The sequence below is a fragment of the Butyrivibrio sp. AE3004 genome (assembly GCF_000703165.1).
GTDB lineage: Bacteria > Bacillota > Clostridia > Lachnospirales > Lachnospiraceae > Butyrivibrio.
Map to the genome: position 1 here is coordinate 2,484,650 of NZ_JNLQ01000002.1, position 20,898 is coordinate 2,505,547.

Annotated in this window: 14 protein-coding genes and 1 tRNA gene; 3 read left to right on the forward strand and 12 right to left on the reverse strand. The window is 39.7% G+C overall.

Annotation, left to right across the window (positions count from 1 at the left end; all coding sequences use genetic code 11):
• Positions 1–147: 147 nt before the first annotated feature.
• The 5 genes from BV60_RS0113745 to BV60_RS0113765 all read right to left on the reverse strand — a co-directional run bounded on the left by BV60_RS0113745 (position 148) and on the right by BV60_RS0113765 (position 5,737).
• Complete coding sequence (locus tag BV60_RS0113745) at positions 148–1,215, reverse strand: hypothetical protein (RefSeq protein WP_029322640.1); 1,068 nt, start codon at positions 1,213–1,215, stop codon at positions 148–150.
• 140 nt (positions 1,216–1,355) lie between these two features.
• Positions 1,356–2,789, reverse strand: coding sequence for an MBOAT family O-acyltransferase (locus BV60_RS0113750; protein WP_029322641.1), 1,434 nt, complete (start codon positions 2,787–2,789; stop codon positions 1,356–1,358).
• 734 nt (positions 2,790–3,523) lie between these two features.
• Positions 3,524–3,820 carry a hypothetical protein gene (locus BV60_RS0113755; protein WP_022760917.1) on the reverse strand — a complete coding sequence of 99 codons (297 nt, stop codon included), beginning with the start codon at positions 3,818–3,820 and terminating at the stop codon, positions 3,524–3,526.
• Positions 3,821–3,824: 4 nt separating this feature from the next.
• A complete protein-coding gene (locus tag BV60_RS0113760) occupies positions 3,825–4,460 on the reverse strand; it encodes a hypothetical protein (protein WP_026510552.1) in 636 nt (211 codons plus the stop codon).
• Positions 4,461–4,642: 182 nt separating this feature from the next.
• The gene (locus BV60_RS0113765; RefSeq protein WP_029322643.1) at positions 4,643–5,737 is read right to left on the reverse strand and encodes a hypothetical protein; all 1,095 of its coding nucleotides are present in this window, start codon (positions 5,735–5,737) and stop codon (positions 4,643–4,645) included.
• Between the two features lie 538 nt (positions 5,738–6,275).
• Between BV60_RS0113765 and BV60_RS0113770 the strand changes: the two genes are divergently transcribed.
• Complete coding sequence (locus BV60_RS0113770) at positions 6,276–6,899, forward strand: tyrosine-type recombinase/integrase (protein WP_255358148.1); 624 nt, start codon at positions 6,276–6,278, stop codon at positions 6,897–6,899.
• 84 nt (positions 6,900–6,983) lie between these two features.
• On the opposite strand, the gene BV60_RS0113775 is transcribed toward BV60_RS0113770, so the two are convergent.
• A tRNA-Thr gene (locus BV60_RS0113775) sits at positions 6,984–7,056 on the reverse strand.
• 264 nt (positions 7,057–7,320) lie between these two features.
• Between BV60_RS0113775 and BV60_RS0113780 the strand changes: the two genes are divergently transcribed.
• On the forward strand, positions 7,321–8,505 hold the full coding sequence (locus BV60_RS0113780) for a substrate-binding domain-containing protein (RefSeq protein WP_051656737.1): 1,185 nt from the start codon (positions 7,321–7,323) through the stop codon (positions 8,503–8,505).
• 52 nt (positions 8,506–8,557) lie between these two features.
• Here the strand turns inward: BV60_RS0113780 and BV60_RS0113785 are convergent, their stop codons facing one another.
• The 4 genes from BV60_RS0113785 to BV60_RS0113800 are packed head-to-tail and all read right to left on the reverse strand — an operon-like array spanning position 8,558 to position 13,930.
• On the reverse strand, positions 8,558–10,189 hold the full coding sequence (locus BV60_RS0113785) for an ABC transporter substrate binding protein (protein WP_081846694.1): 1,632 nt from the start codon (positions 10,187–10,189) through the stop codon (positions 8,558–8,560).
• Between the two features lie 41 nt (positions 10,190–10,230).
• Positions 10,231–10,746, reverse strand: a complete 516-nt coding sequence (locus tag BV60_RS0113790; RefSeq protein WP_029322651.1) for a DUF4364 family protein — start codon at positions 10,744–10,746, stop codon at positions 10,231–10,233.
• A gap of 29 nt (positions 10,747–10,775) precedes the next feature.
• Positions 10,776–12,590: a DUF5722 domain-containing protein gene (locus BV60_RS0113795; protein ID WP_051656738.1), complete on the reverse strand. Its 1,815-nt coding sequence runs from the start codon at positions 12,588–12,590 to the stop codon at positions 10,776–10,778.
• A gap of 2 nt (positions 12,591–12,592) precedes the next feature.
• Positions 12,593–13,930: a replication-associated recombination protein A gene (locus BV60_RS0113800; RefSeq protein ID WP_029322654.1), complete on the reverse strand. Its 1,338-nt coding sequence runs from the start codon at positions 13,928–13,930 to the stop codon at positions 12,593–12,595.
• Positions 13,931–14,048: 118 nt separating this feature from the next.
• Here BV60_RS0113800 and BV60_RS0113805 point away from each other — a divergent pair, with 118 nt between their 5' ends.
• Positions 14,049–14,915: an ROK family protein gene (locus tag BV60_RS0113805; protein WP_029322656.1), complete on the forward strand. Its 867-nt coding sequence runs from the start codon at positions 14,049–14,051 to the stop codon at positions 14,913–14,915.
• 165 nt (positions 14,916–15,080) lie between these two features.
• Here the strand turns inward: BV60_RS0113805 and BV60_RS22120 are convergent, their stop codons facing one another.
• Together BV60_RS22120 and BV60_RS0113815 are read right to left on the reverse strand one after the other, a co-directional pair.
• Entirely contained in the window at positions 15,081–18,596 is a 3,516-nt protein-coding gene (locus tag BV60_RS22120) for a hypothetical protein (RefSeq protein WP_051656739.1), read from the reverse strand.
• Positions 18,597–18,633: 37 nt separating this feature from the next.
• Positions 18,634–20,757 carry an efflux RND transporter permease subunit gene (locus BV60_RS0113815; RefSeq protein WP_029322659.1) on the reverse strand — a complete coding sequence of 708 codons (2,124 nt, stop codon included), beginning with the start codon at positions 20,755–20,757 and terminating at the stop codon, positions 18,634–18,636.
• Positions 20,758–20,898: the final 141 nt, after the last annotated feature.

Genomic DNA, 20,898 nt, shown 5'->3' on the forward strand with positions numbered 1-20,898 from the left:
AAATTGTTACCCTCATATATAACTAAACCAAAAACTAAAACAAAAAAATCATATTAATTTTATATGTTTTTTATATTTTACGCAACATATTCGATTATTATTCGAAGCTATAGGTTTAAATTGCCCTTTTGCTGCTTCTTCGTTTTATTACTTTTTCTTTTTATTCTTCTTTTCTTCTTTTTCTTTAAGAAGCTTTTCTTCCTCTTTTTCCTTTGCTTCAAGCCTCATTTTTTCAGTAAGTGCCACACTATCGTCCCAGGATTTGTATCTCTCATCTCCGCGCCTGTCGATCATGTCGCCCCCAAATCTTCCAAACAGTTCTGACGCAAGATAATCTGTAAATTTGCAGCTTCCTTCATAATTTAAATGAGAATGGTCATTAAAATCTGTTTCAAAGTCAAGTCCGATCGCATCATATTCATAATTCATGTTTATGAATTCTATACCGTTGCTCGCTGCAATATCGGCAACCCTGTTATATGAAAGCATCTCCTTATTCTCCGCAGCATAAGGAGCTACGATAAAGAACAACTTTACGTTGTTATCATTGGCAAAATCAATTATCTTCTGAAGATATTTCTCCGACTTGGGTGTAAGATCAGCAGCAAGGGTCACATTAAAATCCGGCACAGGCTGAGCTTTCACAGCACAGTATGGTGTATAGCCCTTGAAAGTTATAAGGTCTTCCCTCCCAAAAAGCGCATCAAAATCCTCTTCTCCCAGGTCTTCATATCGATTGTGATAAGTGAAAAAATCAGGAAAATAATCATCCCATCTCATAACCTCGCAGCTATTCGCAAAAAGTGCGAGTTTGTTGAAGGATGGCTTTAGTCCCTGCAGATTTTCATACAAAAAGTCATACTGATAATCATTTTTGAAATTAGCGGGTGCATAAAAATCCAAAACCGCTACTTTGGGCTGCTGTGTTTTTAAAGCTTCTTTAAAATAATAGTAAGTCTGCCACAAAGTCTGCTCAGCAGCACTGAAATCAAAAGCTGCAATCCCGTATTTTTCCCAGAGCAAAGCAGTATTTACATCACAATGAATATGGCTTGAACCTAGCATCAGAACATCAATCGAATCCTTAGGCTGGGCATAAAAACTCTTCGCCTGATTTATTCCGTGAATTGATTTTTTGGAAAGCAATCTGTCAAGACTACTCATTGTTATTACAAACGCCAGTATAAATGCTGTATATGTCAGTATCTTTTTCATTTATCTCCTTAAAAACCTTTGCTCGATATTTGTTATAGCAACCAAATGTCTTTGTTGTACCGTTAAAATATTTTTGTTATTACATCAATCTCTTAAGCAGTCGATTATTAAATGTTTCAAAGTAATATATTATCCAAATATCAGAAATCCATATACATAAATCCGATAACCTGCTCAGACGGTCCATACACTCCATAAACAAGAATTAGCACCAAAAGTACGAATAAAACCGCAAGTCTGACAGACAAAGCTTTTTCCATCAAAAGTTCGGGAAAATCCTTTTCGTTTATGCTTGAAAAAACATCCATAACTATCATGATTACAACGCCTATTATCATGATCCAGAACTGATAGTTACTCATTTCCAGAAATTCCATTTCCTCAGCCCAGCTCATAGTAACACCGCTTCCAAGAATCATGTTCTTTACATATACAAGTGCCCTCGACAAGCTCTCGCAGCCAAAGAAAATCCATGCAGTCGACACGCTGATAAATACCAGAATTCTTCTTACAATCTTCATAGCTTTTGCTTCAAAAACATGCATGGATTCCAGGAAATTATCCACTACCGATAAAAATCCGTGAATTAGTCCCCATGCCACGAAATTCAAGCCGTTTCCATGCCACAGGCCGCATACAAAGAATACTATCACCGTATTAAGGTACTTACGAAATGCTCCTTTCCTGTTTCCGCCAAGAGGAATATAAATGTAATCCCTTAACCAATTGCTTAAAGAGATATGCCACCTACGCCAAAAATCAGACATACTCTTTGCTGTATACGGTGCCTTAAAATTCTGAGTAAGCCTGATACCAAAAAGAAGCGCAATTCCTATCGCTATTGATGAATAGCCTGCAAAATCAGTATATATCTGAAGTGTATACATCAGACTGCCCGCAATAAGTCCTATTCTTGAATGAAAATCAGGATTATTAAGAAGTATCTCCGTGTACTTAGCAAATCTGTTTGCCAGAATCAGCTTCATGCTAAAGCCGTAAACAAGATACGCAAAGCTTCTGTTCAGATTTTCCTCGTTAAAAAACTTCGCTGTAGCAGCAGCCTCTTTTTGTGAAAAGAAGTTCTCTGCTCTCTCGATAGGACCACTTATGAATTTTGCAAAAAACGACTGATACAAAAGGAAATCCACAGGTGACGGAAAATGTTCTGTTTTCCCTTTTTCCGTATCAACCAAAAAACTGATAGACTGGAAAATATAATACGAAAAACCGATAGGCAATACTGCCCACGCCATAAAAGATGGTAGTGTATCCCTTGCTCTCAAGACAGCTCCCATCTTAAGGACACTGAGCAAGGACACGCATGCAACCACACTTAAAACAGTCAGTACTTTCGAAAGAACCGGTCTTCCATCATGAAATCTATGGATTAAAAATCCTGCGACGTACGTGAATACAGAGACTGCCACCATAAACGCAAAGGCAAGTCTGCTCATGATCGCAATATATCCGAAGCTAACCATCATCAGCACAAACGGTCTGTATTTCGGTGCAGAAAAATAATACGCGAGCAGTGCAACGGTCAGGAATAACAACGTAGTAAATTCAAAGGTCATGTTTTATCTCCATAAGCTAATAGTCAAAAAATTATATCATATATTAAGGTTACTTTGATAGTCGTCATTATGGAAAGTATAGTTGCCAAAATCAAAGTCGACTGTATAAAAAATACTATAGTTAATCATTTGTTTATAAAGACTTTTTTCGACTTTACACTATTTTCCATTAAAAGATCATCTATATTACATTTGTTCAAATGCCACAAATGCGATTTTTACAGGATTTTTGAAATTCAAGTGGATTTATTATAAAAAAGTTATAGCCAAATTATACAATCATATGTTGTACATTTTATGCATTTAAAATATTTAATTATGATTTTATCCATGTTAATCTTCTCCCATGAAGCGCAAAACCCTGTATTAGTTTGAAAAGGAAGTAACGCTGAAGATATTGAAGAAGAAAAGACTTATTCCTGGATCGAAGAGGCCAAAGCTCCCAAGACTATCGTAGCAGCACCAGAGACTCTTGCTGAAGAAAAAACCTATTCATGGATTTAAGCACCAAAAGCCTGACATCATTTTTATTCCATAACTAATAAACAGAATTAAAAAAATTTTTTGAGTATAATAGAAAAACCTCAAGGTTCGAAAGCCTTGAGGTTTTTTAATTCGAGCTGGCAACGGGAATCGGATAATAGCCAGTTACGAAAACCCGCATGGAAAGGAGGTTTTCGGTGCTCTCTTTTATAAAAGAGACCACTTTAAAGACCACTTTTAATTCGCCTTCATTACTTAGCTGGAATAAAAATTCGCTTGGAATTAATATAATCCTCAACATTCCTTTTTGCCTTAAGCAGTTTTTCTACCAACCCTTCAGGTGGATCCTGCATAAGTGCATATGACAATTCAACATCTGTTTTCGCCTGCATATATTCTGATCTACTATAAAGACCATTTGATGCTTCAAGGAAAGTCTTGTCATCAACAATAATATCTTCTATCACTTGTCCTGAATTATCTTCATCCAAACTATATCCCATATCCAATTTATCTAGTATTTCCCATCTTTCCTTTTCTGATGACATAAAATCACCTCTTTCTATTTTTATGAATCAGTTTAAATCCAAATTCATCAGATAATTCTTTTGGATTACTAAGAAGTCTCATAACCTCCTGGTTTAATGCATCCTCAACCTGATAGCTTTTTATCCCTGAATTATTCTTAATAATTTCCGCCCTCATACGAACCATATGAGCGTATAGCCTGCGCCTTGACATCACATCCACATTATTATTTACAAGAATGAAGATATCTGAAGTGTTCCCAACGGCCAAAATGGCACTAATCGAATCATTTCCATAAAAAAGTCTTACATCCTGAAATGAAAAAATCTGGTTATTAGGATGATTATGTACAATAATCACACTGTTGAACGAAGAATTTCTTATGATGTCGTTAAAATATCTAGCCGAAGGATTCAACAATTCATTAAGTTCTATATGATGGTATGTACCATTTATTGTAGCTTGTGTTCCATTATCAGTATTATAGGAAATGGCCACTTCACCATATCTATACTTATTTATCTCTTTTGAAGACTCAGATAAGACATAACCGCATAGTCCTTTTACTAATTCATTGCATTCATCTGAGTCAAAGCAATCAAAGTCCGGTAACGAATCAATGTCATCTGGAATAATGATTTCATTTATTTTTATTTCCATGTTCCAACTCTTTCATATTTCTATTTATAATAATTATACCATAATGTCTCCCTCATAATTCTCCAATAAACACAAATAAAATTAGAGCATGCAATAATCACACGCCCAATTTTATATAAAAGACCACTTTCGGCTTAATAAAAGGGTCAATGGTTGCTTTAGATACGGTTTAAATGTACCTATTATTTCCTAAGTGATGAATTGTCATTGATAAGAAAATCTCTTACCATATCTATTCCACCCATACCAGAATCCACACCATCAAGATTAAGAACATCCTTCAGTTTATTATGGTTATTAAATTCAATCTTCCCTATGAGCCAGGATGAAAAATCAAATCTGTTAATTACTTCCTGTCGTATCTTATTCGCATTAAGTTCTGTCATATAATCATTTGATGTTTTGAACTCCTTCAATTTCTCTTCTTCAGATAGTTCATCATTAGCCAGCAAATCGGAAATCCTAAGAAATTCTTCATCCATCAACTTATCATATTCATTCTTACTCTCAGCAGCCGCTACATATCGAGAGGACATCTCATCGACAGCTTCCTTATTTTTATCAATTAAATCGAAAGCTCTGTCAATCAGTTGCTCGTCTGCAGTTTTACCGGTTTCATCAAATTCTAATGCATTATCATCCTGATTCTCATTAGATTCAGTTTTTTTGCTCTCCTCTTCTTCATCTTCATCATCGACATCAAGGGTCTCTTTTAGTATGTCAATAATTCGCTGTTTTTCATTTTCATCCTGCTTAGCCTTTGCTATAAACTGTGCATTTTTATTGTGCTCATCCTCAAGTCCCTGCGCATCCAACTTTTTTTGCATATCGGCATACATATTAAGACGTGCCTCGAAGTTTTCCTTCAAACCTTTGAGAATAGCTTCAAATTCATCTTTCGTGATAATATGTGTTTTATTATACACGTATCGTTCAGATGTAATCTTCTGAAGATTATCATTGATAAACTCTTTATCAACATCTGTCAGCTCTTCACCGCTTTCGATTTTGTTTGACAATCTGTCGGCCTCTCCGATTTGCTTCCAGGTCTCTTCAATATTGATCTTTATTTCCTTACGCTTATCTTCACGAAGTTTTTTAGCAAGTTCTCTACCATCTTTTGAAATATCCACAGTAGCAGACTTTTCTACATCCATGATTGGCAAATCATTTTTCTTATGAGAACGTGACTTGGATTTAGAATCAGGAATTCCTACGATATGCTGCTTAATATTAGAATCCATTTTTATGGAAAGATTAGTTGCTTTAATGTTCATATCCCAATACCTCCGTGTAAGCGAGACATAATCATAGCCAACCTCCATGTTCGACTAAGATAGTGATAATGTTCCATTAAGGTTATCGGCCAAAAATCTAATAACTTAACCCCTTCAAAATTTTATTCGTTGTATACCTTTTGTATACCATTTGTATACCTTTTGTAAATTTTCTTTTCATTTTCATAATGATATTATTATCATGAGCATACGGGATTGATTTATAACATCTGATATTACACTTGGTTTACACTGTTAGACTCCTTTTTTACACTAGGTTTACACTCCTGAATACTTTTCATCGTTTTTTCAGGGTGATATTATTATACTTGCTGAAGCAACCGTGATTCGTTTTTGGTTGCTTTTTGTTTTATGATAAATGAAATTGAATTACACTATTAAGTCATATTCCAAAGAGGATGATGTTGACTGTAATGATTTGTAATGCTATGTGGCTTATCTGTAATGATTTGTAATGCTATGTGACTTCCAATCTGTTTTTTAACATGATATTGTTATACTTGCAAAAGCAATCGGGATTTACTTTCCGGTTGCTTTTTCTGTTTATACAAATGAGGACCATGAAGCGATCCTGAAAGTCCTGTCTGAAAAGAAGGATAAAAGTGGCTACGACTACGGAATTGAGCTTATGTTCTGTCTCTGTGTGCGTATCGGTGAACTAAAAGCCCTTCGTTGGAGCGATATTGATTTCAGAAATAAAACAATATCCGTTTCCCGTGAGGTTGTGCTCAGAAAGGATGAGAACGGCATTAACCATCATGTTGAGCTCGCACACACAAAAGGCGGTGAAAAAGGTTCCCGTATCCTTCCGCTATCTGACAGAGCCATTGACGTCTTTAAAAGTCTTGGAATGCCGGATGACTTATCTGATCACATTGTTGTTACAAGTCATGGCAATCCACTCAATACAGGGCATTTTAACGACCATCTGAAGGCTATCACGACGGAAGCAGGTGTCCCCTATCTCTCATCTCACAAGATAAGATTCTGGAGCGTAACGGAACTAGCCAGAGCAACCGGAGGTGATCTTCAAACTGTCATGTGCGCAGCTGGTCATGCAGACAAAAACACTACTCTACACTACATCAGAGCCGTTCAGCAGGATGCAAGACTTGACGAAATAAGGTCATGTTTTGGTTGATAAATAGGTTGCGACCACTTTACGACCACTATTTTTAGACAAAAAAATACCCTTAAACCCAGATAAATACTGGATTTAAGGGCGAGCTGGCAACGGGAATCGGACCCGTGACCTCCGCACTACCAATGCGACGCACTACCGACTGTGCTATGCCAGCAATCCGTGACCTAAGTCAGTCACAAATGTTATTGTATCAATTGAAATATGCATTGTCAATAAATTTTATTGATAATGTGTATTTTTAAATGCATGGTAACGTATCTTTAATTATGATATTTTCATTAACTTTACCCGCAATCTATGGCTTTATATCCTTTCAAAATATATGATATTAATATAAGACTCTACTATTTTTGAAATCATATTTTTCGATCACTGCAACTGACAACGTGTTTCATAATTGCAATACAACATAGTCACTATGTTAAATCGATTAAAAATATATCTTATTACAATTATTATAATAAGTCTCTTTCTGTCGGGTTGTAGCTCTAAGACGCCTAGTCCTAAAGCAAATGAGCCAAAAGAGACAGAATCTTCAATTGTCGACAATCATTCAAATGATGGCCGGACAGTTGTCGGCATTTCCATGCCTGATGAACTCCTTGAACGCTGGAACCGTGATGGATCATACCTCAAAGATCAATTCGAGAAAAACGGTTGTGACGTAATTGTCAAATTCGCAAATAACCTCATCGATACACAGATAGGCGATCTCCGTAAAATGATAGCGGAAGGTGCAGACATACTTGTAATAACAGCAGTTGATGGTGCCGCACTATCAAGCGTCCTCGAGGAAGCACGAGCAGCAAATGTAAAAATCATCGCTTATGACAGACTTATCATGAACACGGATGCTGTGGATTACTATGTGTCTTTTGACAATTACATGGTTGGTGTATTACAGGCAGAATACATAATTGATTCACTGGATCTGGACAGTTCTCAGGATTCAGAGAATATAGAATTTGTAACCGGCGATCCTGTGGATAACAATGCCAGATTTTTCTATAAGGGTGCCTACGACACATTAAAGCCCTACATTGATAATGGCAAATTAATTGTACCTTCCACACAAACCGGTTTTTATGAAACGTCAACTGCACAGTGGTCAACGGATATTGCTCAGCAACGGCTTCAGATAATTCTCAATTCATACTACCCCAAAGGAACAAGGCTTGATGCTGTTCTTTGCGCAAATGACTCAACTGCTCTCGGAGCTGCTAAGGCACTGGAGTCTAATTACCTCGGAACCAACACTGTAATTCTTACCGGACAGGACGGAGATATTGCCAACATTTACAACATAATAAACGGCATTCAGAGCATGACCGTCTACAAAGCCCTTCAAGAAGAGTCAATAGTTACGGTTTCTCTTGGAATGTCAATTTTGTCAGGAAGAAATCCCACCAGTGACCTCATCGATGAATCAAAGTGGGATTTTGAATGCTCCTATAATATAAAAGATTATAACAATGGCACTAAAGTAGTTCCCTCCTATCTGCTAAACCCCATAACCATTACTGCGGAAAATATTGAAAAAGAACTTTTTGACACCGGTTACTACTCACGCAATTCAGCCGGTCTGATATATGCTGCAGACTAGTGGTGCTGTCATCAAATACCTCTACTTTTACGCAGGGTAAATTGCCATCTGCTCATTTATTCTTAACATCTCCATACATTGTATAGCCATTCCTGCCGTTTTCCTTAGTCACATACAGCGCATTGTCGGCACACTCCATAACATTGTTGGGATTGTCTGTATCATTCGGATACATTGCGCACCCCATACTCACGGTCAGCTTTATTTCTCCTTCAGACGTTTTAAAAGGTTCTTTAGTAATGTCCATAATCTCCTCACAGATTCCTACACCTGTTGTAGGAGAAGTGAACAATCCGCAAAACTCATCTCCTCCAAGCCTTGCAAACAGAACAGTCTTATCCGTCAGCACCTTTAATCTGTCAGCAACTCCCACAATTATCTCATCGCCAACCTTATGCCCATACGTGTCGTTTATATCCTTGAAATGATCAACATCCAACATAATAAGGCCAAAAGGTACGGACAAAGCAATAGCCTGGTTCATATCCTCTATAATCTTTTTTCTGTTTGGCATCTGAGTCAAAAAGTCTGTTCTGATCATTCTCTTTCTGCGTGTATTAGCCGCATAAAGCAGAGCAATAATAACGATCATCAGTAAGATAATCACAATGATCATATTACTAAGGAGTTTATTTTCACGATAAAACTTCGCAAGATTTTCATGCTCATTTATTACAACCGAATCCGTTGGAAGCTGAGAATACTTTATTCCAAACTTGTCCATTCTACTCTGTTCAAAATACGGAGTAGTAACATTTGAAGACATCAAAGGAATATTATCCGGGTTTTCGCCGCCAAAAATCCGCTTTGAAATTTCTCCTGCTATTCTTCCGGCTTCAAAATATGAATACGAAATTCCACCAAAAACTCCATGGCCAACATTTGTTGATGTCAGTCTTATTACAGGGATTTCAGGTGCATACTTTAAAATAAAATCCGATGCATGTTGCAGGGAATATGCCCTTTTTTCACCATCTACAGAAAAATCCAGAAACAAAATAATATCGTCACTGTCCAAAGAACCAAGAACATCCTTTATTCCCGAAGCAGTATAATAAGAAGTATTGATCACAGTACAATTGATCTCAGGATGTTTATCCTTGAACTTCATGAATTCCACATAATCACCCTGCCCGGCAACTGATGAATCCACAATAACATTTATATGCTCTCTGCTTGGAAAAAGCTGCCTCATCAGCTCATAGTTTCCTTCAAGATCAGGACTTTCGGATATACCTGTCGCATTTCGCATTGCAGATGCGGTTATGGCCTCAGTCATGTTGTTAACACCCATAAATACAAGAGGCACTCCGGGAAACAACGCATCTCTGTTATTGATCGCATATCTCAAAGCCGGATCATCCGCCACCACAACAAGATCATACGATCTTATAGAAAAAACCTTATACCGTATATATTTATCAAAATTTTCGATATCCAGGCCGCCATAATACTTGTCAGCATCCATAAACTCATAGCTTATGTCAACGTTGACACCATCAATCCCTTTTTCGAACCCCTCAAGCTGCTGAGGTACCGCATCATTGGAAAAACCGTAAGAAGAAATAAAAAGAATGCGAAATTGCCGCTCTAAGCCATCATCTGCGCTCACTTTAAGCGCAGACGAACATATAAGACAAAAGACAATGTATGAAATTAGTAAACACTGCCATAAATATTTCATATATAAATTGTAACGCTTTTAGTCACAATCAAATATAAAAGTTACATTAATTCTGTCAAAAGAAAACGATAAACCGAAGAGTTTTTCTTTTTCCAGTTTTCACAGACAGCCATAGCAGCCTCTTCCGTCCAGACAGGAATGGAGATATCTATAAGTGAGCTACCGCCCTCCGTTGCAGACAGATAAACCGTATACTCATTCTCTCCCGTTTTTTTGTAATAAGCTCCGATAGCTGTTTCATCCCTCATCTTCATGCCGTTTTCTTTGAAAAACTCATCTATCTCGTCTTTAATTGAGGGATTTACTCTGTTCCCGAAAAACTCCAATGTTTCAGCACCTGCATCTGTCATTTTCAGATAGGTTCTGTTTCCCTCACTTTTTTCAGTGATGAGATCCGAGTCTGCAAGTTCGCTGAAAACCTCCTGAAGCGTCAGGAAATTTGTGTATTCTTTTTCCAAAATAAAATCATAAATCTGTGCTTTGCTAAGACGCCCCTCTGACCTTCTAAGCATATAAAGCACTATCATCTTGTATAAAGTCAGGTATTGTGAACTCATAGAATTCCTCGCTAAGTGCTCTGCTCAAATTAAAAATTTACACCGACAATTCCCCTCGCAAATGAGATATATTCCTCACGCTGAGGAGTGTCCATATATTTGAATACATCATATGAAAATTTGTGTCCGCCCCCGGCTGTGCATAGTCCCATAGCCAGCCCGTCATTAGCAATCTCCTCCGCAGCATCCGTCTGCCTTGAAAACATAATGGCTTCAAGATTGGGATTCGCCGCAACTTTACTGTAAGCATATGCTATAGCTGCCGCCTGAAGCGTATCGCCTTTAGTGGAGGTATATCCCACCTCGCTAAGTATTATAGACCTTACATTTCCGTTGTAAAGCATGGATTCGCTGCTCATATAATTTGTCAGCACATCTATGTTTTTCATAGTAATGAAGGACGAATCAGCCGAATCGGATACCAGCTTGTGACCATTCCAGAAATCGACATCCGTAAGCGGTACCGTATAAGGATGAAAAGCGAGTCCCCAGTTAATATCACCATAGTTTTTAAGGGACGAAGCAAATGTATCCAGCATATCCCTCCCGTCATAATCAGGATTGCCTTTCATATTTCTGTCCCACTGCTGATCAAGAGATATATAAACCTTTGCTCCGGCATTTGTGCTTTTTATCGCATTGTAAAAAACTCTGTAAGCTCTGGCATAGGCAGCAGTATAAGATTCAAGATCCGTCTGAGCCATGTAATTCCATTCTTTTCTGGCATTGACTTCGTTACCTATTATCCACATGGAAACGCTGCCATGTCCTGCCCCTGAGTATCTCCCTGCAAGGAATGACGCTATTGCTCCCAGCGCATTTACACCGCTCTCATCAGATGCATTGAACATATAATAAGGGGCTGTTGAACCTCCTCTTGCGCTTGGATGAGTCACCTCCGGGAAATTGGAAGGAGAAACATCATTAAGAACTATCGCAGCAACATCTATACCTTTGCTATTCAGAGTGGTAAAAAGATAATCATATTCGTCTAAGATTCTCTGATTAAAATGATATGTTACACCATTATATGTATAGGATACAGAGCCTTCAGCCCCGGGTGAAAGAATCCTGTTTAACGGAATATTATAAGTAGCATAATTTACCCCAAGGTCGCTTACATCACCAAGCCTTGAAGGATCTATCAAAAGTCCCTTCTTGGAGCTTTGCTGCATTCCGCCGTAATTATGGGCAGCTGTAGCCTCAGGATTTGTAATATAGCTTGCGTGTGAAACAGTCTTATATTCGTTATCCTTTTTTACTGCTACAACAAATTTTTTAAAAAGTCGTGAGCCTGACTCACCCTTATTCAGTGCGGCAGTCAACTTGATTTCCCTATCCTTGTAGGTTTTAGATATGGGCTCAGCTTCAAAATCAAAGCTTTCCTCATAGGTTGCAGCATCAAAAAGATAGTAGTACTTATCATCTGATGTCGGAATCGCCTCGGCATCTCCCATGACCTCAACAGATCCGCTATCTCCAATAAGGCACCCTCCAACCTTTACGTAATCGGAAAGCTCTTCATCCGGGACCTCCACGGTAGCAGGTCTCTCATCCAGCGCTCTCTTTACCCGGTCACCCGAACCTGTGATAGCTTTAAGTACATCTTCGTTTAAGTAACTCTTCTCCTTTGGTGCCTCTGTAACTTCAGGTCCGATTTCTTCGACGATTTTGGCCGTCTCTTTCTTTTGTGTAAAAACACCCGAAACACAGGCAATCGATACTACCAGAGAAAGCACTGCTATTATACTGAAAACAATACTTATAACTCTCATTCGTTTCGGGGAAATATTTTTTATTCCATCAAAAAACTGCTTTACTATTCTTGATAAGAGATTCCTCAAATTCACTCCTTCTGCTTTTTAGCTTGTTCCTTAAGGAATTTCATGTGCTCCTTTATCTTTACTTCATATCCATTCCCTGAAGGACTGTAAAACTCTTTTCCGTTCAATTCATATGGAAGATACTGCTGCTCAACATAATTATTGGGATAATCATGGGCATATTTATAGCCGATTCCATGCCCAAGCTTTGCGGCAGATTTATAGTGTGCATCCTGTAAATGTGTCGGTATGGGAAGATTTCCCGTATTCTTTACTGTTTCCATAGCGCTGAAAATTGCCTCCACTGCTGCATTGCTCTTAGGAGCTGTTGCTATGTAGCTAGCCGCCTGTGACAGATTGATCTGACACTCCGGCATTCCTATTCTCTCGGTTGCAAGAAAAGCGGCTACTGCCACCTGCAGTGCCTGAGGATCCGCATTCCCAACATCCTCCGAAGCACATATTACCATCCTTCTGGCAATAAATTTGGGGTCCTCTCCCGCATTAAGCATTCTTGCAAGATAATAGACAGCCGCATCAGGGTCAGAGCCTCTCATGCTTTTTATGAATGCGGAAATAGTGTCATAGTGGTTGTCACCATCCTTGTCATATCTGGCAACACGCTTTTGTATGCACTCCTCTGCCACTTCTTTTGTGATGTGTATTTTACCGTCATCACTCCTCTCAGTGGTCATAACACCAAGCTCAATGGCATTCAGCGCATGTCTGGCATCGCCTCCCGCAATATCAGCCAGAAACTCCTCTGCTTCCGGCTCAAGAACCGCATCATAGGATCCCATACCGTTTACTGTATCGGTAATCGCCCTTCTCATCAGAGTTTTTACATCATCAACCGAAAGTGGCTGCAGCTCAAAAATAACAGACCTTGAAATCAGAGCTCCGTTAACCTCAAAATAGGGATTCTCTGTGGTCGCACCTATGAGTATCACGGTTCCGTCTTCAACAAACGGAAGCAGATAGTCCTGCTGCCCCTTATTAAAGCGATGTATCTCGTCTATAAAAAGTATTGTTTTTCTGCCGTAACCGCCAAGATTCTGCTTAGCCTTGGCTACAACCTCTTCCATATCCTTTTTACCTGCAACCGTCGCATTAAGCTGGGTAAAATCCGCCTTGGTAGTATTGGCAATGACCTTAGCAAGGGTTGTCTTTCCGGTTCCGGGTGGTCCATACAATATTATTGAACTGATCTTATCAGCCTTTATGGCACGATAAAGAAGCTTGTCTTTTCCGATAATATGCTGCTGCCCCACTACCTCATCAAGGGTCTTCGGGCGCATCCTTGCGGCAAGCGGTGACTCCTTACTCATGCTTTTTTCTCTTGCGTATTCAAATAAATCCATAGTGCATTTATTCTACTATATTTGTTATAATGTTGAAAGAGGACAAAAGGTCATAATTGATTGAGAATAATCAAAATCAATTATGGCTTTATGTATATAAGAAGAACGGAGGAAGGATATGTTATACGGAGCACTTGAAGCTGGCGGAACCAAGATGGTCTGCGCCATTGGTAACGAAAACGGAGAAATTCTCGAACAGGTTAAATTTCCTACTGAAACACCCGATACAACCATGCCCCAGATTTTTGAATATTTTAAAGGAAAAGATATCAAATCTTTGGGCATTGCTTGTTTTGGTCCTATTGACTTAAGAAAAGAATCACCAACCTATGGAAGTATCACTTCAACTCCAAAAAAAGGCTGGTCCGGCTACAACATTGTAAACGCAGCAAAAGAAGCACTTGGCATTCCGATAGGATTTGATACGGATGTAAACGGCTCTCTTCTTGGTGAGATTACATGGGGCTGCGCAAAAGGTCTTTCAGATGCTATCTACCTCACAATCGGAACAGGTGTCGGTGGTGGCGTTATGTCAAACGGCAAGCTCCTGCACGGCATGCTTCACCCTGAGGTTGGACACATCCGTCTTCCTCTCGTAAAAAACGATCCTGGAAAGAGTGTATGTCCTTTCCATGACAACTGTTTGGAAGGTCTTGCAGCGGGCCCTTCACTCAAGGCTCGTTGGGGCGTTGATGCTTCACAGCTTGCAGATAAAAAAGAAGTATGGGAAATCGAAAGTGAATATATCGCAACCGCTCTTATGAGTTATGCTCTCATCCTGAGTCCCAAGAAGATCATTCTTGGCGGAGGCGTTATGCATCAGGAGCAGCTTTTCCCGCTTATCAGAGAAAAATTCAAGGAGCTTTTAAACGGCTACATTGTAACCGACGAAATGAACCACTTAGATGACTACATCGTTCCGGCAAGCCTTAACGATGACCAGGGTATCATGGGCGCGATCAAGCTCGCCATGGATGCATGCTGATACCTCTCTAAAAAATTCTTTCGGGCACACAATAAGCACGGTAAAAATCCTAAATACTCTACTCAATTACAAAAATCGCTCCCGGAACTTTGATCGTTCCGGGAGCGATTCATTTTTTGCCTGAATTTCGATGTCAGCAAAGGGCTTGGTGAAATTCAGTTTTTATTAGTCTGCCTTTACAGGAGCTGTACGTATGATGAACTGTACTGTACTGGGTTCATTTTCGTTTGCACCAGAAAATGAAGTATAGCTCTGAGAAGCTTCATCTACAGCTTTAAGTCTGTCTTTGATAGATACGATATCCTCATCAACAGTACTTGTGAGCTTCTGAATACCATCCTCATCAAACTCAACCATACCATCGGCAAGTTTTCTTGCACCATCGTTAAGTTCCACAGCACCATCCTTCAATTTGGAAACACCATCCTTAAGTTTTCCTGCTCCATCATCGAGCTTACCTGCTCCGTCATCAAGCTCGACTGTTCCGTCGTAGAGTTTGCCTACACCATCTGCAACCTGTCCTACACCATCATCAAGCTTTACAGTACCATCTGCAAGTTTTCCTACGCCGTCATCAAGCTTTCCTGCTCCATCATCGAGCTTGCCTACACCATCATCAAGCTTACCTACGCCATCATGAAGCTTACCTGCTCCGTCATCGAGCTTGCCTACACCGTCGTTAAGCTTGCCTGCTCCGTCATCAAGCTTCTCAGCTCCGTCTTTTAACTGCTTTGTACCGTCAGCAAGTTTTCCTGCTCCGTCTGCTAACTGCTTGCTGCCATTCTTAAGTGCTGTGCTGTTAGAGTTAAGTGTCTCTGCTCCCAAAGCAAGTTTTCCTGCGCCTTCTTTAAGTGCTGAAAGACCGGTTGAGAAAGTAGTACCACCCTGATCAAGCTTCTTCATACCTTCCTTTAAGTCATTCGCACCAACTGCAAGCTGTGCTGCACCGGCCTGAATATCTTTAAGTCCGCCTTCACCTGTTCCGTTATAAAGCATTTCAAGAGACTTCTTTGAGGTCTGAAGTGACTGATAAGTTGCAAAAATCTTGGTCATTCCTTCAGTACTTGTCTGTGTGGGAGTCTTAACATTTTCTGCAATAAGAGCAAGTGCCTGACCATAGTAGTAAACCTTCATCTGAGCTGTTGTCTGCAAATCTCCCTGCTTCATAAGGTTGCTCACCTCAGACCCCCAGCCTGCTGTGAATGAAGCTGCCTGTTCTGCTCCGCTTACTTTCATAGCTTCAACTGTCTGCTGGCCAACAGCCTGCATCTTCATAAGATCCTGAACGTTAAGACCTGTTACAGCTGAGATTGTAGCAAAATCGGATTCTGCAGAATACTCTGTTGTTCCGCTTACAACATCAAGAGATACAACCTCTTCCGCATTTTCATCATAGATTTCTGTAGCGCAATCATTATTCTGTGTATTTTCTTCAGGAGCTGACTGCATGGCCTCATCATTTGATGTCTGTTCTTCCTGAGTATTTACATCAATCTGATCGTTAGATGTGCTCTCGTTATTTTCCTCGGGCACATTTTCTTCTGTCTGACTTGTCTCATTTGCACTGTTTTCGTTGTTTACAGTAGCTTCGCTGTTTGTATTGCCCTCATCTGTATTTACATTATTTGTTTCAGCACCTGCTTCACCATTATTTTCAGCGGGAGCATTGCTCTCTTTGTTTCCCTCGGACTTGGGCTCTGCATTCTCATCTGTATTCACATTTTCAGATGTGCTTTCGCTGTTTTGCTGATTGCTCTTCTGACCGTTTCCGGCTTCCTTCAAGGCATTTTCCGCATCCTCAGCTCTTTTTGTTGCATCATCTGCTCTCTTGGTTTCTGCTTCTGCCTTGGCCTCAGCCTCATCTGCTCTCTTGGTTTCCTTGGCAATGTCATCAGCATAGGCATCTGCAATCTTTCCTGTTAACTCATTTATAAGATTCTGAACATCATCTGCACTGTTTGCAGATACATTAAGTGTATTTAAATTTGCTCCTGCTGTGATCTGATTGTATTCAGCCATGATAGGTCCGAACTGATTAGCAAAAGCTGTAAGTGCCGCATCGACACCTGCAAGATTATCTCTTACGGAATCAGCAGCCTTATCGATACCTGCGCTAAGCTGCGCTGCGCCTGTAGATAACTGCTCAGCGCCGGTCTTTGCTGAAGTAATGCCACCGGTAAGTGTTGTCGCACCTGTAACAAGCTTTCCTGCGCCATCATCAAGACTCTTTGCACCTGTATAAATCTGTCCAACACCATCAGTGTATGACACAATTCCTTTATCCAGCTCAGTGGCACCCTTCTTTAAATCATTTGTACCTGTTGCAAGATCACCTGCTCCCTTTTTAAGATCACCTGTGCCCTTTTTAAGATCACCGGTACCTTTCTTAAGATCGCCTGTGCCTTTCTTAAGGTCGCCTGTTCCTTTCTTGAGATCGCCTGTGCCTTTCTTAAGATCACCTGTGCCCTTCTTAAGCTCGCTTGTTCCGTTCTTCAGCTCACCTGCTCCGTTTCTCAGCTCGCCTGTTCCGTTTTTCAGTTCACCTGTTCCATCCTTTAATTCAGCAGCACCGCTTACAAGCTGGCCGGTTCCATCCTTAAGAGATTTGGTTCCATCCTTAAGTTCTACAGTTCCGTCGTAGAGCTCTACTGTACCATCCTCAAATTTCTGTGTTCCGTCAGCAAGCTCACCTGAGCCGTCTCTAAGCTCTGTTGATGCATCTGAAAGCTTGTCCATATCATCATTTAAGTCTGTAATCTTATCTGAATTATAAATTTTATCAAGTCCCAGATCTGCTACAACATTGGCACTTGCCATTGAAACTGTCATAGGCAGTTCGAAATCCTGTACATCTGCTGTGATTTCCACATAATTCGGAATATCAACATCATCCTTAGAAATGTCTTTTTCCTCAAGCTTCTCGTCATCAATTTTAAGAGATTCCTTGAGTCCGGGCATTGCAACGCCGACTACAACATAGTTGTTGGCATCTGAAATAACCTTACCGTTTGATACCTTTACATTTGCAAATTTATCACTATCAAGCATTGTTCCGGAAATCATGGTAAAAGGTACATCGATGTTCTCCTTTTCACCATCAATTTCAACTTCCTTCTTAAGGCTGTTTGTGTAGTCAAAACGAATCTTAACGCTTCCGCTCTTTCCTGCAATTTCATCTGCCTTCATCTGTTTTCCGTCAAGTTCATAAGTAACCTTAACGCCAACGGGAACTTCCTCAGTGGGTGTTCCCTGATAATAGATGTCAGAACCTTCCGCATCCCATGTTACGGTTCCGTCACCGTTATCCTTGAAGGACTCCTCGCCCTTTACATTCACGATGTCCTTAAGGTTTGTCTTGTCTGTAAGTTCCTTATCACCTGATGCATTCTTTAACCAGTTGCTTACAACAACCTCATCTACTTTTCCGTCTGCATCTGTCATAACATATACAGTTTCTTCTTTACCGCTATCAGCATTTTTCTTATTACCTGTAAATGCTGTTTTGGTCATTGTATCTACCAGTTCCTCAGCCTCAGGATTCTCTTCTTTAATATCCTGAACCTGATCTGAAGCTTTAGATGTTTCTGTATTTTTTCCAAGGCCACAGCCTGTCATTGCTGAGCTTGCAAGTGCAAATGCTGTTAAAACCGAAGTAGCTTTAAGTAAATTCTTCTTATACATAACTAATCCTCTTTTCCTTAAAAACTTTTTATGCCTCTCAACCTATATTCTGAATATTTGCTATTTTATTGCTTTTTCTTTCTTTATCCATTTTCAGGCAATCACGCATTCCCCATGTGGTTCTGACGATCAGTCCGTCAAAAATCATATACATGGAAGGAAGCACCAGAATAACTACTGCCATACTGATAAGTGCTCCTCTTGCCATAAGGAAACATAGTGAACCGATCATATCAACGCTTGATACAAGACCAACACCGAAAGTTGCTGCAAAGAAACTCAGCGCACTTACGATTACCGACTTCATGCTGGTTGAAAGTGCTATTCTTGTAGCCTGCTTTTTGCTCTGGCCATCCTTTCTCTCCTTGCAGTAACGTGTTGTCATCAAAATAGCATAGTCAACGGTTGCTCCCAGCTGAATCGTTCCTATAACAACTGAAGATATGAAAGGAATAACTGTTCCGGTAAATCCCGGTATACCCATATTTATAAATATTGCAAACTCGATTACCGCAACAAGTATAAACGGCAATGAGATTGACTTCATTACAAGTGCAATTATAAGGAATACACATCCGATTGATACAACGCTTACGGTTTTAAAATCCTTATCAGTAATAGTTATCAGATCCTTGGTACAAGGTGCCTCACCTACAACCATTGCTGTGGGACTGTATTTCTTAACTATCGCATTTATCGCATCTATCTGAGCATTAACTTCATCAGATGCTGTCTTGTATTCACTTGTAATCATAAGCATCTGATACTCATCACTTGAAAGCTCATCTTTTAATTTGGAAGGAATCATATCCTTCGGAAGGCTGGGACCAAGTAATGCATCAAGTCCGAGCACAGCATCAACTCCATCCACATCTTTTAGCTCTTTAATCATTCCCTGCATGGTTGCCGTATCAAGATTTGAATCTGCAAGAATCATGTAGGTAGTGTTAGTTTCAAAATTCTTTTCAAGCTCTATCATAGCCTGTCTGCTGGAAAGCTTTACAGGCAATGTCTCAGACAGATCATAGTAAACGGATGCGTGCTTGTATCCCCAGATTGCCGGCGGAAGAAGGCACAGGAAAATAATCCCGAATACAATAGCGTGTTTTGAAATCCATCTGGGAGTCTTTACAAACTCCTGAACAACAGGCTTATGCTTTGTTTTTTCAATTACTTTATCAAATATAAGAATCATAGAGGGAAGAACTGTTACACATGCTACTACTCCAAAGATAACGCCCTTCGCCATGACGATTCCAAGATCCAGGCCGATTGTAAAGCTCATAAAGCAAAGAGCCACAAAACCGGCAATGGTTGTGATTGATGAGCCGAGCACTGACTGGAAGGTCGCACTTATCGCGTTTGCCATTGCTTCCTTTTTATCGTCTATGCCCTTCTCAATCTCCTCCTGATAGCTATGCCATAGAAAAATCGAATAATCCAGGGTTACACCAAGCTGTAAGACAGCACTTAGTGATTTCGTAAGGAATGAAATCTCACCCAGAAAAATATTCGTTCCCATGTTAAACATTATAGCAATTCCTATGCTAATCAGGAAGAAAAAAGGTATAAGATATGAATCCATTGTAAGAGAAAGAATAATAACGGCAAGAAGTACTGCCATTCCTACATATATAGGTGTTTCCTTCTCAGTCAGATTCTTGGTATCAAGAACTATCGCTGCCATTCCGGACAGGAAGCATTTCTCATTGGCTATCTTCCTTATATCAGTAATAGCCTGCATCGTTCCATCGCCTGAAGTCGTATCATCAAATATTATGAACATCAGCTGAGCATCGCCGGTTCCCAGTGCCTCTGTAATCTTGTCCGGAAGCATTTCCTTAGGTATCGAGTAATCCATGAAAGTGTCATACCATATAACCTTTTTAACATGGTTTACTTTCTCAATGTCTGACTTCAAAGCTGAGATATCCTTATCAGCCATCCCTTCAACAACAAAAAGCGAATACGCTCCGGTTCCAAACTGTTCCATGAGGATGTCCTGCCCCTTCATGGTTTCGATCTCACCGGGCAGGTATGAAAGAATATCGTAATTTACTTTCGTAGCTGCCATACCCGCAACGCACGGAATCATAAGTGCAATGCTGGCAATCAGTATTAAGTACCTCGCTTTTACAATTGCCTTTGACAAAAATTTCATAACATTATCCTCGCAATTATTTTTATTTATGGCCTGCGGATTTTTATTTAATGACCGCTGGTCATTTTTTATACTTTATGTTATACTCTAAAAATGACCAATGGTCAAGTTTTTTATTTTTTCTATTTTTAGAGAAAATTT

What these genes read in the sequence shown, in the direction of transcription:
- BV60_RS0113765 (WP_029322643.1), bottom strand. Translation starts at nt 5,737, where the DNA reads ATGAACATTAAAGCAACTAATCTTTCCATAAAAATGGATTCTAATATT.
- BV60_RS0113745 (WP_029322640.1), bottom strand. Translation starts at nt 1,215, where the DNA reads ATGAAAAAGATACTGACATATACAGCATTTATACTGGCGTTTGTAATA.
- BV60_RS0113790 (WP_029322651.1), bottom strand. Translation starts at nt 10,746, where the DNA reads ATGAGTTCACAATACCTGACTTTATACAAGATGATAGTGCTTTATATG.
- BV60_RS0113785 (WP_081846694.1), bottom strand. Translation starts at nt 10,189, where the DNA reads ATGAAATATTTATGGCAGTGTTTACTAATTTCATACATTGTCTTTTGT.
- BV60_RS0113780 (WP_051656737.1), top strand. Translation starts at nt 7,321, where the DNA reads ATGTTAAATCGATTAAAAATATATCTTATTACAATTATTATAATAAGT.
- BV60_RS0113800 (WP_029322654.1), bottom strand. Translation starts at nt 13,930, where the DNA reads ATGGATTTATTTGAATACGCAAGAGAAAAAAGCATGAGTAAGGAGTCA.
- BV60_RS22120 (WP_051656739.1), bottom strand. Translation starts at nt 18,596, where the DNA reads ATGTATAAGAAGAATTTACTTAAAGCTACTTCGGTTTTAACAGCATTT.
- BV60_RS0113815 (WP_029322659.1), bottom strand. Translation starts at nt 20,757, where the DNA reads ATGAAATTTTTGTCAAAGGCAATTGTAAAAGCGAGGTACTTAATACTG.
- BV60_RS0113755 (WP_022760917.1), bottom strand. Translation starts at nt 3,820, where the DNA reads ATGTCATCAGAAAAGGAAAGATGGGAAATACTAGATAAATTGGATATG.
- BV60_RS0113750 (WP_029322641.1), bottom strand. Translation starts at nt 2,789, where the DNA reads ATGACCTTTGAATTTACTACGTTGTTATTCCTGACCGTTGCACTGCTC.
- BV60_RS0113805 (WP_029322656.1), top strand. Translation starts at nt 14,049, where the DNA reads ATGTTATACGGAGCACTTGAAGCTGGCGGAACCAAGATGGTCTGCGCC.
- BV60_RS0113760 (WP_026510552.1), bottom strand. Translation starts at nt 4,460, where the DNA reads ATGGAAATAAAAATAAATGAAATCATTATTCCAGATGACATTGATTCG.